This is a genomic window from Micromonospora sp. LOL_014 (genome assembly GCF_048060245.1).
GTDB lineage: Bacteria > Actinomycetota > Actinomycetes > Mycobacteriales > Micromonosporaceae > Micromonospora_E.
In genome coordinates, this window is sequence record NZ_JBHMIP010000002.1 from 250,863 (window position 1) to 264,479 (window position 13,617).

Here is a 13,617-nt window from a genome sequence, read left to right on the forward strand (position 1 = left end):
GGAGCAGTCTTTCAGGTTGGGCCGGTGTCGCTCCGTCGCGCTACCAGTGGTCGCGCCACTGCGGCACCGGTGCCACGCCGCGGAACGGATGCCCGGTGACGGTCGTACCGACCACCGGCACTGCTACCGGCGGGTCCGACGCGAGGACGGCCGGATCCGACACGGGAACGGCCGGGTCCGAAGGAGGGACGGCCCGGTCCGACGCTCGTACGGGTTGTGCGTACGCGTCCGTAGGCCGGTCGAACCAGTCAAAATCCTCGTCAGCAGCAGCAGCCGGCGGCACAACGACGGGCGGCACGGCGGCCACCGACGGCTCTGGCAGCATGACGGCGGGTCGACCGCCCCGACGTTGACGCGGCACGGTCACGCCGACCGTGTGACGTCCACTGGGCGTCGCCCGGCGACGGAACAGCCCGGTGCGGGTGGCCCGACGTCGCCCCCGCCCGCGCCGGCGCCGATGCGGCGCGGCGTCCAGACTTCCGGCCCTGCGGCTGCCGACGGTGGCCGCCCGCGCCGGCCAGAGCGTCCGCCGCATCACCAGCAGCACCGTCAGACCGGACGCGATCAGCGCGACTCCCAACACTGTCACGTGGTGGTAACGAATCGGACAACAGGCAGGAAACGTCGTCCCGGGGTCGATCGGGCCGGGCCGGGGCCGGGGCGACGACGGCGTGCTGAGGGAAACCGCACACCGTCGGCCCCTGACCGGCGGTCGCGACGTCGATAGCATCCGCGGTGTGGGCGTGACGAGTGAGCAGTCCGGGACCGAGACCGACCTCCACAGCACCGCCGGCAAGCTGGCGGACCTGGAACGCCGGGTCGACGAGGCGGTGCATGCCGGCTCGGCCCGCGCGGTCGAGAAACAGCATGCCCGGGGTAAGAAGACCGCCCGGGAACGGATCGCGATGCTGCTCGACGAGGGTTCCTTCGTCGAGCTGGACGAGCTGGCCCGGCACCGGTCGACCAACTTCGGGTTGGAGCGCACCCGCCCGTACGGCGACGGGGTGGTGACCGGCTACGGCACCGTCGACGGCCGGCAGGTGTGCGTCTTCGCGCAGGACTTCACCGTCTTCGGCGGCTCGCTCGGCGAGGTCTTCGGCGAAAAGATCGTCAAGGTGATGGACCTGGCGATGAAGATCGGCTGCCCGGTGATCGGGATCAACGACTCCGGCGGCGCGCGCATTCAGGAGGGCGTGGTCAGCCTCGGGCTGTACGGCGACATCTTCTTCCGCAACGTCCGCGCCTCCGGCGTCATCCCGCAGATCTCTCTGGTGATGGGGCCGTGCGCGGGCGGCGCGGTGTACTCCCCGGCGGTCACCGACTTCACCATCATGGTTGACCAGACGTCGCACATGTTCATCACCGGCCCGGACGTGATCAAGACGGTCACCGGCGAGGACGTCGGCATGGAGGAACTCGGTGGCGCCCGCACCCACAACGCCACCAGCGGAAACGCCCACTACCTGGCAACCGACGAAGAAGACGCCGTCGACTACGTCAAGGCGCTGCTGGCGTACCTGCCGAGCAACAACCTGGACGAACCGCCGACGTTGCCGACCGAGTCGGAGCCGGCCGTCACCGAGATTGACCATGAGCTGGACACCATCGTCCCCGACTCGGCCAACCACCCGTACGACATGCACCGGGTGGTCGAACACGTCCTGGACGACGGCGAGTTCCTGGAGGTCCAGCCGCTGTACGCGCAGAACATCGTGGTCGGCTTCGGCCGCATCGAGGGCCAACCGGTCGGGGTGGTCGCCAACCAGCCGATGCACTTCGCCGGCTGCCTGGACATCAAGGCCTCGGAGAAGGCCGCCCGGTTCGTCCGCACCTGCGACGCGTTCAACATCCCAGTGCTCACCTTCGTCGACGTGCCCGGTTTCCTGCCCGGCACGGACCAGGAGTGGGACGGCATCATCCGGCGCGGCGCGAAGCTGATCTACGCGTACGCCGAGGCGACCGTCCCCAAGGTCACCGTCATCACCCGCAAGGCGTACGGCGGCGCGTACGACGTGATGGGGTCGAAGCATCTCGGCGCGGACCTGAACTTCGCCTGGCCGACCGCGCAGATCGCGGTGATGGGCGCGCAGGGCGCGGTGAACATCCTCTACCGCGCCGAGTTGGCCGCCGCCGACGACCCGGCGGCGGTGCGGGCGCAGCGGATCGCCGAGTACGAGGAGCGGCTGGCCAACCCGTACGTCGCCGCCGAGCGCGGCTACGTCGACTCGGTCATCGCACCGTCGCAGACCCGGGTGCAGGTGGCGCGCGGACTGCGGATGCTGCGTGGCAAGCGGGAGACCCTGCCGCCGAAGAAGCACGGCAACATCCCGCTCTGACCGGTACCCGTCGCAGCGGTACGGGTCACCCGCCCGGTGGCGTCGGCAGGTCCAGGTCGGCCAGCCACGGGCTGGCGAGCAGCAGTGCTCCGATGAACAGCGCCGCGAGGTTGATCAGGCCGAAGAATCCCACCCAGACCAGGCCGGGCACCCGGGTCAGCCAGGCGAGCTGGTCGGCGTCCGATTCCGGCGAGCGGCCCTGGGCACGCAGCCGCTGCAGCTCACCGACCGGCCGCACCCCGCCGATCAGCAGGAACCACACCCCGGTGTACGCGAACGCGGCTTGCACGTCCGGGCCGGCGAACCACGAGACGACGAAGACCACACCGCCGGTGACCAGGATGGACACGATCCCGAAGAGGTTGCGGATCATCACCAACATGGCGAGCAGCAGCGCCACGGCGATCCAGAGCAGCAGGGTGATCCGGTTGCCGCCGAGCAGCAGGGCACCGGCCAGCCCGACCAACGACGGCGCGACGTAGCCCGCCAGCAGGGTGAGGATCATGCCCAGCCCGGTCGGCCGGCCAGCGGACAGGGTCAGCCCGGAGGTGTCCGAGTGCAGCCGGATCCCCTTGAGCTTGCGGCCGGTGAGCAGGGCGATCAACGCGTGCCCGCCTTCGTGGGCGATGGTGATCGCGTTGCGGCCGATCCGCCAGGGCAGCCGGGTGAGCACCGCGGCCAGCGCGACGGCGGCGGTGATGAGCACGAGCAGTGGCGGCGGGTCGGTCTGGGCCCCGAAGAGGCGGTCCCAGATTTCTGTCAGCCCGGTGATCGACACAGCCAGCGAGCCTACTCACCGCTCGTTGCGCCCACCAGACCACCGTCCGCCGGCAGGCAGGACCCTAGCTTCGGCGCTGGCTCGCTCACTGACGGTCACGCGGTACGCGGCCACAGCGGCGATCGTCACGGCTGTGCCGCCGGACAGCACCAGCAGTACGGGTATCAGACCGACGCTGGCGACCAGCAGGGCCACGTCGGCCAGGGCCACCAGCATCCACAGTGCAACGCTCGGCTTGGCGATCCGTCGACGGTTGACCATGTCGCACCCCTCCTTCCGTCGCGCTCCGGTTGTACCCGGAAGATCGGAAGTTCATGCGGGTGAGTCGTGGCTCAGCTTCCGGCGGGCTGGAACCTGCTCGCCATCAGCTCGAAGTAGACCAGGTCCTGCTGCCAGCGTTCGGCCGTGGTCGACCAGTAGATGGAGTACGCCTTGTCCGGTGCGGTGACGAACCCCCGGTTGCGCACCTGCAGTCGGTTGCCCTGGTTGCTGGTGTAGCGGAACTCCCAGTCGGCGGCGTCGAGGAAATAGTCGACGGCCTCGATCCGTACCCGCTCGTAGTTGTTGTAGGTGCCCCGCCGCGCCTGCTCCTGGTTCTGCCAGTCGGCAACCGGATCCGGCTTCGGGTTGTCGGTCTGGTCGATGATGATCAGCCGGCCGAGCTGACCGTTCTCCCGAAACTCCACCCGGGTTCGTTCGCGGCTGACCGACCAGCCTTCCGGCACCGGCACCGAGAACCCGGTCTGGTCCTCGTGCAACCGCCAGCCGTCGGGCAACGGCGACTGTGGGTCCGACGGCTGGGGCGACTCATCGCTCTGCGGCGGCACCGCCGGCACCTCGGGCGACGTGTCGGCCGCCGGCGAGCTCGGCTCGACACTCGGTTCGGCACTCGGCGCGCCGGAGGTAGGGGCCGGGGCCGACGGCGTGGCCGAGGCGGCTGGACCGGCGGCAAGCCGTCCGTCGGGCTCGTCCTCGTCGCCGGCGGCCAGCAGCACGACGGTCACCAGCAACGCCAGTACGACGACACCGGCCGCACCGCTGATCAGCCAGGTACGCGGCAGCTCGGTCACGGACCGGACAGCCCGCGCGGCGCGGTCGAACAGCAGGGCCGGCGCGGACCAGTTTCGCGGGTCCGACGCGCTGGCGGCCGGCACCGGCTCGGGTTGTTCCTGGACCGGTGGCCGCTCGGCGGGCTCGGCGACCGTCGGCTGCTTCGTCACCGCCGGCTGCTCTGCTGCCTTGGCCGGCTCGGCGGCCGGCGACTGCCCGGCCGTCTTACCGTCCGGCGCAGTCTCCTTGCGGCCCGGCACCACCTGGGTGCGTTCTGCCTGGGGCAGCACGGTGGCTTCCGACGGCGGCTCACCGGATTTGGTCGGCAACACACTCGTCTCGGCTGCGCCCGCAGCTGCGGGCGTCGCGCCGGCGGGTTGGCCGGTCGGCGGCACCGCCCTGGTCGGGTCCGCCGAGTTGGTCGGGCGGGTGACCGGCGAGCCGTACTTGGCCGGGCCGGGTACCACCGGCAACGCGGTCGGCAACGGGGCCACCGGCGGCGACACCGGCGGCGACGGGACCGGGGTGCGTGGCGCCCCGCCGCGCGGACCGGGCACGATCCCCGACCGGGACTCGCCGGGGCGGACCTCCCGGCTGCCGTACGGGCTGGGTCGGCGTACCCCGTCGAGCAGTGAGCGACCGCGACGCGGACCGCGACCTGCGGCGCGGGTCAGCAGCCGCTCCGCCTCGTCGGCCTTCATCCGGGTGTACGGGTCCTTGCGCAGCAGCCCGGCCAGCACCGGCTTGAGTGGACCGGCCCGGCGGGCGGGCGGCGGCGGCTCGGTGGCCAGCGCGGACAGCGTCGCGATGGCGGTCTGCCGGGCGTACGGCGACTGCCCCTCGACGGCCGCGTACAGCGTCGCACCGAGCGACCACAGGTCGCCTTCCGGCCCGGCGCTGCCGGTACGGGCCCGCTCCGGGGCGATGTACGCCGGTGAGCCCAGCACCAGCCCGGTACGGGTGACGTTGGGGTCGCCCGGCACGGTGGCCAGGCCGAAGTCGGTGAGCACCACCCGGCCGTCGTGGCCGAGCAGTACGTTGCCGGGCTTGACATCCCGGTGCATCACCCCGGACAGGTGGGCGGACCGGAGCGCGCCGAGCACGCCGAGACCGATCTCCGCAGCCCGGGTCGCCGGGACCGGGCCGTTCTGGGCGAGCACGTCCTGCAGCGACCGGGACGGCACGTACTCCATCACGATCCACGGGTCGCCGTCGGTGCGCAGCACGTCGAAGACGCGTACCACGTTGATGTGGTTGAGTCGGGCAATCGCCCGCGCCTCGCGCAGCGAGCGCTCCCGCATCTCGCGGCGTTCCTGGTCGGTGAGGCCCGGTGGCGGCACCAGCTCCTTGATCGCCACATCCCGGTGCAGCACCTCGTCGCGGGCCTTCCAGACCCGGCCCATGCCGCCCTGACCGAGCGGCTCGACCAGCCGGTAACGGTCTGCAACTAGTTGCGGGGGCACAGCGGACATCCAAATGACCGTACCCGGAAGGTTTGGGTGCCACACGATCGGCACGCGGCCGGTGTGAGCCGCGCGTCATATGGTACCGGGATGGCAACCTGACGCCGACGGTAGCGCGCCAGTAATGATCACCACTCGCCGGCCGGTCGCCGGCCGGCCTGGCCGGCACGTACGCTCGGCCGATGAGTGAGGCGGAGCCGGCCTGGCGGGTCGTCCGGGGCACCCCGACCCCCGAGGAGTTGGCGGCGCTGGTGGGCGTGATCGTCTCCCGTACCCGTCCGGTTTCCGACAGTGGCGCCGATCGGCCGGCGCCGTCGCAGTGGGCCCGCAGCGCCCGACCCAAGCCGGGTTTCCCCGGCCGGCTCGGTCCGGACGCCTGGCGGGCCAGCGCCCTGCCCCACTGATCATCGGTACCGGGTGCTGCGGCCGGTAGCCTGACCACCCGTGGCTACCTCCCTGCGTCCGCGTCTGGTGCTCGCCTCGGCGAGCCCGGCCCGGCACAAACTGCTGCAGGCCGCCGGAATCACCCCGCAGGTGCTGGTGAGCGGCGTCGACGAGGAGTCGGTGACGCTGGACCGGGCCGACGAGTTGTGTCTGGAGCTGGCCCGGCGCAAAATGGCCGCCGTCGCCGATCGGCTCCGGCCGGACCTCGCCGACGACGGCACCGACCTGCTGGTCCTCGGCTGCGACTCGGTGCTCGACTTCGACGGGGAGATCCTCGGCAAGCCGGCCGACGCCGCCGACGCGACCGCGCGGTGGCGGCGGATGCGCGGGCGGTCCGGGGTGTTGTACACCGGCCACGCGCTGACCAGCCTGGCCACCGGCGGGTGGGCCGGCGCCGCCGCCGCGACCGTGGTGCACTTCGCCGAGGTCACCGACGACGAGGTCGCCGCTTACGTGGCTACCGGCGAGCCGCTGCAGGTGGCCGGATCGTTCACCATCGACGGGTTGGGCGGGCCGTTCCTGGAGCGGATCGAAGGGGACCACGGCACGGTGGTGGGGTTGTCACTGCCGGTGCTGCGCCGGCTGGTCACCGAGGTCGGCTATCGGATCACGGATCTGTGGGGCGAGCCCGACACCGGCCGGTAGTCGGACTACCGTCTGCCCATGACCACCAAGACCTTGCCGATGACCGACGCCCTGCAGGCGTACGTCATCGCCCACGGCACCCCGCCGGACGAGATCGTCAGTGACCTCATCGCCGAGACCGCCAGCGCGCTGCCGGAGAACGCGCAGATGCAGGTCGCGCCGGAGCAGGCGGCGCTGATGACCCTGCTGACCCGGCTGGTGAACGCTCGCCGGGCGGTGGAGGTCGGCACCTTCACCGGGCTGTCCGCGCTGGCCATCGCCCGTGGTCTACCGGCGGACGGGCAGTTGATCTGCCTGGACGTATCGGAGGAGTTCACCGCTGTGGCCCGGCGCTACTGGCAGCGGGCCGGGGTCGACGGCCGGATCGACCTGCGGATCGGTCCGGCGGCCGACTCGCTGCGGGCGTTGCCGGGCGAGCCCCACCTCGACCTGGCATTCATCGACGCCGACAAGATCAGCTACCCGGTCTACTGGGGTGAGCTGGTGCCCCGGATGCGGCCCGGCGGGCTGATCGTGATCGACAACGTGCTGCGGCACGGTCGGGTGCTGGCCCCGCAGAGCGAAGAGGACGAGGCGATGGTCGCCTTCAACAAGCAGGTCACCGCCGACGACCGGGTGGACGTGGTGATGCTGGCGATCGCCGACGGGCTGACCCTGGCCCGGCGCAGGTGACAGCGGGCCGGCCGGTCCGACGATAGCCTGGAGCGGCTGCCCTCTGTGCCGTTGCCGTGCGCAGAGGGCAGCCCCGTGCCCGGCTACCGAAGATCGGGGACTACCGGACGCTGCGGGCGAAGGCGCGGGCCGCCCAGGTGACCGCGAGGCTGGCCAGCGCCGAGGTGATCAGCAGACCCTGCCAGACCGCGTCGTCGCCGAGATTGCCGGCGAACAGCGCCCGGGTGCCGTCGACCGCCCAGGAGAACGGGTTCCACTGCGACACCCGCTGCAGCCACAGCGGCGCGAAGGCCAGCGGCAGCAGGATGCCGGAGAGCAGCAGCACCGGCTGGGCCACCGTGTTCATCAGCGGGGCGAGCGCGTCCTCGCTGCGGACCAGCAACGCCACGCCGTACGACACCGCCGAGGTCATCAGCGCGATCAGGGCGAGCAGCAGGTACGCCAGCAGCAGGTTACCCAGCTGCACGGTGAGCCCGAACGGGATCGCCAGCACCGTGATGATCACCGCCTGCATCAGCAGCGAGATCACGTCCCGCAGGCTGCGGCCGAGCAGCAGGGCGAGCCGGCTGACCGGGGTGACCCGGGACCGCTCGATCACCCCGGCGCGCAGCTCGGCGATCAGGCCGAAGCCCTGGAACAGACCGCCGAAGATGGCCAGCAGCACCAGCAGGCCGGGTACGAAGATTCGGTAGATCTCCGCGTCGCTACTCGCCCCCATCGGGGCCAGCGCCGGCTTGAGCAGCGGGGCGAACAGCACCAGATACATGATCGGCTGAAACACCCCGACGAAGATCCAGACGGGGTTGCGGATCAGCAGCAACGCCTGCCGCTGGAAGATCAGCCAGGTGTCGCGGGCGAATTTCATCGTACGGTCTCCGTCATCGAGGCGGCCGGCTCAGGACTCGCGCAGCGAGCGGCCGGTCTTGGTGAGGAACACGTCGTCCAGGCTGGGCCGGTGCAGCTCGATCGAGCCCAGCTCCAGGCCGGCGCCGTCCAGGGTGCGCAGGATCTGCGGGATGGCGGTGGCGCCGTCGTCGACGAAGAGCCGTACGCCGCCGTCGTCGGGGGTCTCCAGCTTGCTGACGTACGGCTGGCTGTCGAGCAGTTGCGCGGCGGCGGCCGACTCGTCCGGGCGCAGCCCGACGGTCACCACTTCGCCGGCGACCTCGCGCTTGAGCGCGGCCGGGGTGCCCTCGGTGACGATCTCGCCGTGGTCCATGATCGCTATCCGGTCGCAGAGCGCGTCCGCCTCGTCGAGGTAGTGGGTGGTGATGAAGACGGTCATGCCTTCGGCACGCAACCGGCGGATCTCGTCCCACATGTGTGCCCGGCTCTGCGGGTCCAGCCCGGTGGTCGGCTCGTCGAGGAAGACCACCTTCGGTTCGTGGATGATGCCCAGCGCGATCTCGACCCGCCGTCGCTGACCACCGGAGTAGGTCTTGCACTTGCGGTCGGCGTACTCGGTCAGCTGAAAGGCGGCGAGCGCCCGGGTGGCCCGACGTTGCGCCTCGGACTTGCCGATGCCGTACATCCGGGCGTGCATCACCAACTCCTCGCGGCCGGTGACCTCGTCCCAGGTACTGCCGCCCTGGGCGACGTAGCCGATCCGTCGGCGCACCTCGCCTGGGTCGCGCAGCAGGTCGGCGCCGGCGATGACGGCCTCCCCGCCGTCGGGCTCGATCAGCGTGGCGAGCATCCGCAGCGTGGTCGTCTTACCGGCACCGTTCGGTCCGAGGAAGCCAAAGATCTCCCCCTCCTCGACCAGCATGTCGACGCCACGGACCGCGTCAACGGTTTTGGCGCCGCGCCCCTGTCGGGAGCGGAACGACTTCCGCAGCCCCTTGGTCTCGATCATGAAGCTTTCTCCTGCTCGGCTCGCCGGGCCGGCCGGCCGCCGGCCGCTCTCCCCCGTGGGCATGCCGGGCCGCCCAGCTCCCCACGCTGCGTCTGGCACGCTAGACCCCGGCGATCGGGATAGTCAACGTTGATTATTGCTGGGTGATCTGGCCGACTCCCGGTCGGCGGCGTCCAGGTCAGCCTGCCACCCCGCCCAGGTGCCGTCAGCTGGCTCCTCCGCCGGGTGATACGACGCCCCGGACTCAATCAGCCCGGCGATCCGGTCACACCACGCGATCTCCCCGTCGACCCGGGCGACGGTCAGCTCCAGCATCCAGCCGACATACGACGGTTTCTGCCGCAACCATCCTGCGGCCAAGTCGTCACGGGCCACCGCGTTGCCGGCCCGCAGCATCGCGGCTCGACCCCGCAACGCCGCGACCGCCTCCGCGCGGGACAGCGCCGGCAGAAAGGCGAATGCGCTGAGGAACGGATCGGCCGACGGCCGACAGTCGCGCCAGTGCTGCCGCAGCAACGAGTCGAACTCGTCGACCCCGGTGGGGGTGATCTCGTAACTGGTCCGGGCCGGCCGGGCACCCACCTGGGCGGTGCCTACCTGGCGGAGCAGCCCTTCCTCGGCGAGCTTGCGCAACGCGTGATATATCGACCCCGGTGCGATGTTGGCCCAGCTGTCCGCCCGCCAACTGAGCAGCTCACGTCGCACGTCGTAGCCGTGCACCGGTTGCATCCATTTGACCAGACCGAGAATCATCATTCGGGTGGCAGACACATCCGGGAGCCTAATCGCCAGTGTGTCATCCCACACTGAGCGCCGGTTCAGTTGATCAAGCCGGCCGTTAGACTCCGGCTTGATCCGTGAGCAAAGGAGAACAGGGCGTGCGCAAAGTTCTCGTCGCAAACCGGGGCGAAATCGCGGTCCGGGTGATCCGCGCCTGCCGGGACGCCGGGCTGGACAGCGTCGCCGTGTACGCCGGCCCGGACCGCTCGGCGGTGCACGCCGGGCTGGCCGACGAGGCGTACGCCCTCGGCGGGGAGACCGCCGCCGACACGTACCTGCGGATCGACAAGCTGCTCGACGTCGCCACCCGGTCCGGCGCCGACGCCGTCCACCCCGGCTACGGGTTCCTCTCCGAGAACGCCGACTTCGCCGCCGCGGTCATCGGCGCCGGCCTGACCTGGATCGGGCCGAGCCCGCAGGCGATCCGCGACCTCGGCGACAAGGTCACCGCCCGGCACATCGCCCAGCGCGCCGGCGCGCCGCTGGTGCCCGGCACCGCCGACCCGGTCGCCAGCCCGGACGAGGTGACCGCCTTCGCCGAGCAGTACGGCCTGCCGGTCGCGATCAAGGCCGCGTTCGGCGGCGGCGGGCGCGGGCTGAAGGTTGCCCGCGAGATGGCCGAGATCGCCGACCTGTTCGAGTCGGCGACCCGTGAGGCGGTCGCCGCGTTCGGTCGCGGCGAGTGCTTCGTCGAGCGCTACCTGGACCGGCCCCGGCACGTCGAGGCGCAGGTGCTCGCCGACCAGCACGGCAACGTGATCGTGGTCGGCACCCGGGACTGCTCGCTGCAGCGCCGCCACCAGAAACTCGTCGAGGAGGCACCGGCGCCGTTCCTCACCGACGCCCAGCGCGCCGAGATCCACGCCAGCGCAAAGGCGATCTGCCGGGAGGCCGGCTACCACGGTGCCGGCACCGTCGAGTACCTGGTCGGCGTCGACGGCACCATCTCCTTCCTGGAGGTCAACACCCGGCTGCAGGTCGAACACCCGGTCACCGAGGAGACCGCCGGCATCGACCTGGTCCGCGAACAGTTCCGGATCGCCGCCGGCGAGCGGCTGCGGTTCACCGACGACCCGACGCCGCGCGGGCACTCCATCGAGTTCCGGATCAACGGCGAGGACCCGGGCCGCAACTTCCTGCCCGCGCCCGGTGTCATCACCGCGTTGCGGCTGCCCACCGGCCCCGGCGTACGGGTGGACGCCGGCGTCACCGCCGGCGACGTGGTCAGCGGCAACTTCGACTCGCTGCTGGCCAAGCTGATCGTCACCGGCGAGACCCGCGCCGAGGCGCTGGACCGCGCCCGGCGGGCACTGGACGAGATGGTTGCCGACGGGATGGCCACCGCCCTGCCGTTCCACCGCCTGGTGGTCCGCGACCCGGCCTTCACCAGCGAACCGTTCACCGTGCACACCCGGTGGATCGAAACTGAGTTCGACAACACCGTGCCGGCCTTCACCGCACCGGCGGCGGCCCCCGACGCCCCCGAACCCCGCGAGACCGTCGTGGTCGAGGTCGGCGGCAAGCGGCTGGAGGTCAGCCTGCCCGCCGGCTTCGGCAGCGGTACGCCGACCGCGCCGGTCTTGGCCCGAAAGTCGGCCCGCCGCCGGGGCGGCGCCAGCACGGCGGCGGCCAGCGGTGACGCCCTGGTGTCGCCGATGCAGGGCACCATCATCAAGATCGCGATCACCGACGGCGATCAGGTCGCCGAGGGCGACCTGATCGTGGTGCTGGAGGCGATGAAGATGGAACAGCCGATCAACGCGCCCAAGGCCGGTACGGTCAGCGGCCTGTCCGCCGAGGTCGGTGCCGTGGTCAGCGCCGGTGCCACGATCTGCTCGATCAGCTGACAGACGCATGTCGGCCCGCCGGGCGGGCATGATGGCCGGGTGCGGTTCACTTCCGACGTGCCCGGCGCGCACGAGCTCACCTACAACGACGTCTTCCTGGTGCCCAACCGCTCCGACGTGGCGTCCCGCCTCGACGTCGACCTGGCCACCACCGACGGCACCGGCACCACCGTCCCGATCGTCGCCGCCAACATGACCGCGGTGGCCGGCCGGCGGATGGCCGAGACCGTCGCCCGGCGGGGCGGCCTGGCGGTGATCCCGCAGGACATCCCGATCGAGGTGATCGCCGAGGTGGTCGCCTGGGTCAAGCGACGGCACCTGGTGCACGACACGGCGCTGACCCTGGCTCCCACCGACACCGTCGGCGACGCCATCCACCTGCTGCCCAAGCGGTCCCACGGCGCGGTGATCGTCGTCGAGGCCGGGCGTCCGGTCGGCATCGTCACCGAGTCCGACTGCGCCGGCGTCGACCGCTTCGCCCAGCTGCGCGACGTGATGTCACGCGAGCCGCTGACCGTGCCGGAGACCACCGACCCGCGTACCGGATTCGACCTGATGGCGCAGGGTCGGCGGCGGGCCGCGCCGGTGGTCGACGACGCCGGCCGGCTGATCGGGGTGCTGACCCGGGCCGGCGCGCTGCGCGCCACCCTGTACCGGCCGGCGGTCGACGCCGGCGGCCGGCTGCGGGTGGCCGCCGCCGTCGGCATCAACGGCGACGTCACCGGCAAGGCCACCGCGCTGCTCGCCGCCGGAGTGGACACCATCGTGGTGGACACCGCGCACGGCCATCAGGAACGGATGCTGGCCGCGGTCCGCGCGGTGCGCAAACTGGACCCGACAGTGCCGGTGGTGGCCGGCAACGTGGTCACCGCCACCGGGGTCGACGACCTGATCGACGCCGGTGCCGACATCGTCAAGGTCGGTGTCGGGCCGGGCGCGATGTGCACCACCCGGATGATGACCGGGGTCGGCCGTCCGCAATTTTCCGCCGTGCTGGAATGCGCGTCGGCGGCCCGCCGACGCGGGCGGCACGTCTGGGCCGACGGCGGGGTGCGCCACCCCCGCGACGTGGCGCTCGCCCTAGCCGCCGGAGCGGCCAACGTGATGATCGGGTCCTGGTTCGCCGGCACCTACGAGTCGCCCGGCGACATCTACACCGACCCGGACGGCCGACGCTACAAGGAAAGCTTCGGCATGGCGTCCGCCCGGGCGGTCAGCGCCCGCACCGCCGACGACAGCCCGTTCGAGCGGGCCCGCAAGGCGGTCTTCGAAGAAGGGATCTCGTCGGCGCGGATGTTCCTCGACCCGGCCCGACCCGGCGTCGAGGACCTGATCGACGAGATCGTCGCCGGGGTACGCAGTGCCTGCACCTACGTCGGGGCCGCGACCCTGGCCGAGTTCCACGACCGGGCGGTCGTCGGGGTGCAGAGCACCGCCGGCTACACCGAAGGCTTGCCGGTGGCCGGCAGCTGGTGAGCGAAGCCCGGTCGGTGCGCGAAGTCCAGTCGGTCGGTGCGCAAGGTCGCGGTTCAGCGCAGCCGGGTGATCGCCACCTCGACGCCCTGGCCGGTGTTCGCCGGGCCGGCGTACACCCCTTTGAGTGGTGGCACGTCGCCGTACTCCCGGCCCCGGCCGACCGCCACGTGCCGTTCGCCGAACGGGATCCCGTTGGTCGGGTCGAACGCCGTCCACCGGCCGGCCCACCACTCCACCCAGGCGTGGCTCTGCCCGACGACCCGCTCGCCGG

Annotated in this window: 14 protein-coding genes; 6 read left to right on the forward strand and 8 right to left on the reverse strand. The window is 71.6% G+C overall.

Annotated features, from left to right (window positions below):
* Positions 1 to 40: 40 nt before the first annotated feature.
* Positions 41 to 589 (reverse strand): hypothetical protein, encoded by a 549-nt coding sequence (locus ACFHW1_RS02900; RefSeq protein WP_416552169.1) that lies wholly within the window; start codon positions 587 to 589, stop codon positions 41 to 43.
* A gap of 154 nt (positions 590 to 743) precedes the next feature.
* Between ACFHW1_RS02900 and ACFHW1_RS02905 the strand changes: the two genes are divergently transcribed.
* Positions 744 to 2,336, forward strand: coding sequence for an acyl-CoA carboxylase subunit beta (locus ACFHW1_RS02905; RefSeq protein WP_416552365.1), 1,593 nt, complete (start codon positions 744 to 746; stop codon positions 2,334 to 2,336).
* Between the two features lie 25 nt (positions 2,337 to 2,361).
* Here the strand turns inward: ACFHW1_RS02905 and ACFHW1_RS02910 are convergent, their stop codons facing one another.
* The 3 genes from ACFHW1_RS02910 to ACFHW1_RS02920 form a co-directional block, all read right to left on the reverse strand.
* Complete coding sequence (locus ACFHW1_RS02910; RefSeq protein ID WP_416552168.1) at positions 2,362 to 3,114, reverse strand: M50 family metallopeptidase; 753 nt, start codon at positions 3,112 to 3,114, stop codon at positions 2,362 to 2,364.
* Between the two features lie 15 nt (positions 3,115 to 3,129).
* Positions 3,130 to 3,375, reverse strand: coding sequence for a hypothetical protein (locus ACFHW1_RS02915; RefSeq protein WP_416552167.1), 246 nt, complete (start codon positions 3,373 to 3,375; stop codon positions 3,130 to 3,132).
* A gap of 71 nt (positions 3,376 to 3,446) precedes the next feature.
* A complete protein-coding gene (locus ACFHW1_RS02920; protein WP_416552166.1) occupies positions 3,447 to 5,636 on the reverse strand; it encodes a protein kinase domain-containing protein in 2,190 nt (729 codons plus the stop codon).
* A gap of 173 nt (positions 5,637 to 5,809) precedes the next feature.
* Between ACFHW1_RS02920 and ACFHW1_RS02925 the strand changes: the two genes are divergently transcribed.
* Genes ACFHW1_RS02925 through ACFHW1_RS02935 form a run of 3 tightly spaced genes read left to right on the forward strand, consistent with a single transcriptional unit; the run spans position 5,810 to position 7,388 of the window.
* A complete protein-coding gene (locus ACFHW1_RS02925; RefSeq protein ID WP_416552165.1) occupies positions 5,810 to 6,031 on the forward strand; it encodes an acyl-CoA carboxylase subunit epsilon in 222 nt (73 codons plus the stop codon).
* Between the two features lie 40 nt (positions 6,032 to 6,071).
* Positions 6,072 to 6,716 (forward strand): Maf family protein, encoded by a 645-nt coding sequence (locus ACFHW1_RS02930; protein WP_416552164.1) that lies wholly within the window; start codon positions 6,072 to 6,074, stop codon positions 6,714 to 6,716.
* A gap of 18 nt (positions 6,717 to 6,734) precedes the next feature.
* Positions 6,735 to 7,388 carry an O-methyltransferase gene (locus ACFHW1_RS02935; protein WP_416552163.1) on the forward strand — a complete coding sequence of 218 codons (654 nt, stop codon included), beginning with the start codon at positions 6,735 to 6,737 and terminating at the stop codon, positions 7,386 to 7,388.
* 100 nt (positions 7,389 to 7,488) lie between these two features.
* On the opposite strand, the gene ACFHW1_RS02940 is transcribed toward ACFHW1_RS02935, so the two are convergent.
* From ACFHW1_RS02940 to ACFHW1_RS02950, 3 genes are all read right to left on the reverse strand, one after another.
* Positions 7,489 to 8,253 carry an ABC transporter permease gene (locus ACFHW1_RS02940; protein ID WP_416614743.1) on the reverse strand — a complete coding sequence of 255 codons (765 nt, stop codon included), beginning with the start codon at positions 8,251 to 8,253 and terminating at the stop codon, positions 7,489 to 7,491.
* 30 nt (positions 8,254 to 8,283) lie between these two features.
* Entirely contained in the window at positions 8,284 to 9,243 is a 960-nt protein-coding gene (locus ACFHW1_RS02945) for an ATP-binding cassette domain-containing protein (RefSeq protein ID WP_416552161.1), read from the reverse strand.
* 123 nt (positions 9,244 to 9,366) lie between these two features.
* Positions 9,367 to 10,014, reverse strand: coding sequence for a PadR family transcriptional regulator (locus ACFHW1_RS02950; protein ID WP_416552160.1), 648 nt, complete (start codon positions 10,012 to 10,014; stop codon positions 9,367 to 9,369).
* Positions 10,015 to 10,121: 107 nt separating this feature from the next.
* Here ACFHW1_RS02950 and ACFHW1_RS02955 point away from each other — a divergent pair, with 107 nt between their 5' ends.
* Both ACFHW1_RS02955 and ACFHW1_RS02960 read left to right on the forward strand, forming a co-directional pair.
* Positions 10,122 to 11,870, forward strand: coding sequence for an acetyl/propionyl/methylcrotonyl-CoA carboxylase subunit alpha (locus ACFHW1_RS02955; protein ID WP_416614745.1), 1,749 nt, complete (start codon positions 10,122 to 10,124; stop codon positions 11,868 to 11,870).
* Between the two features lie 39 nt (positions 11,871 to 11,909).
* Positions 11,910 to 13,346 carry a GuaB1 family IMP dehydrogenase-related protein gene (locus ACFHW1_RS02960; RefSeq protein WP_416552158.1) on the forward strand — a complete coding sequence of 479 codons (1,437 nt, stop codon included), beginning with the start codon at positions 11,910 to 11,912 and terminating at the stop codon, positions 13,344 to 13,346.
* Positions 13,347 to 13,399: 53 nt separating this feature from the next.
* On the opposite strand, the gene ACFHW1_RS02965 is transcribed toward ACFHW1_RS02960, so the two are convergent.
* Positions 13,400 to 13,582, reverse strand: a complete 183-nt coding sequence (locus ACFHW1_RS02965; RefSeq protein ID WP_416552157.1) for a hypothetical protein — start codon at positions 13,580 to 13,582, stop codon at positions 13,400 to 13,402.
* Positions 13,583 to 13,617 lie beyond the last annotated feature (35 nt).

Bases quoted from the DNA above. Each gene is read 5' to 3' on its own strand.
- ACFHW1_RS02945 (WP_416552161.1), bottom strand. From the start codon at position 9,243: ATGATCGAGACCAAGGGGCTGCGGAAGTCGTTCCGCTCCCGACAGGGG.
- ACFHW1_RS02940 (WP_416614743.1), bottom strand. From the start codon at position 8,253: ATGAAATTCGCCCGCGACACCTGGCTGATCTTCCAGCGGCAGGCGTTG.
- ACFHW1_RS02925 (WP_416552165.1), top strand. From the start codon at position 5,810: ATGAGTGAGGCGGAGCCGGCCTGGCGGGTCGTCCGGGGCACCCCGACC.
- ACFHW1_RS02920 (WP_416552166.1), bottom strand. From the start codon at position 5,636: ATGTCCGCTGTGCCCCCGCAACTAGTTGCAGACCGTTACCGGCTGGTC.
- ACFHW1_RS02935 (WP_416552163.1), top strand. From the start codon at position 6,735: ATGACCACCAAGACCTTGCCGATGACCGACGCCCTGCAGGCGTACGTC.
- ACFHW1_RS02915 (WP_416552167.1), bottom strand. From the start codon at position 3,375: ATGGTCAACCGTCGACGGATCGCCAAGCCGAGCGTTGCACTGTGGATG.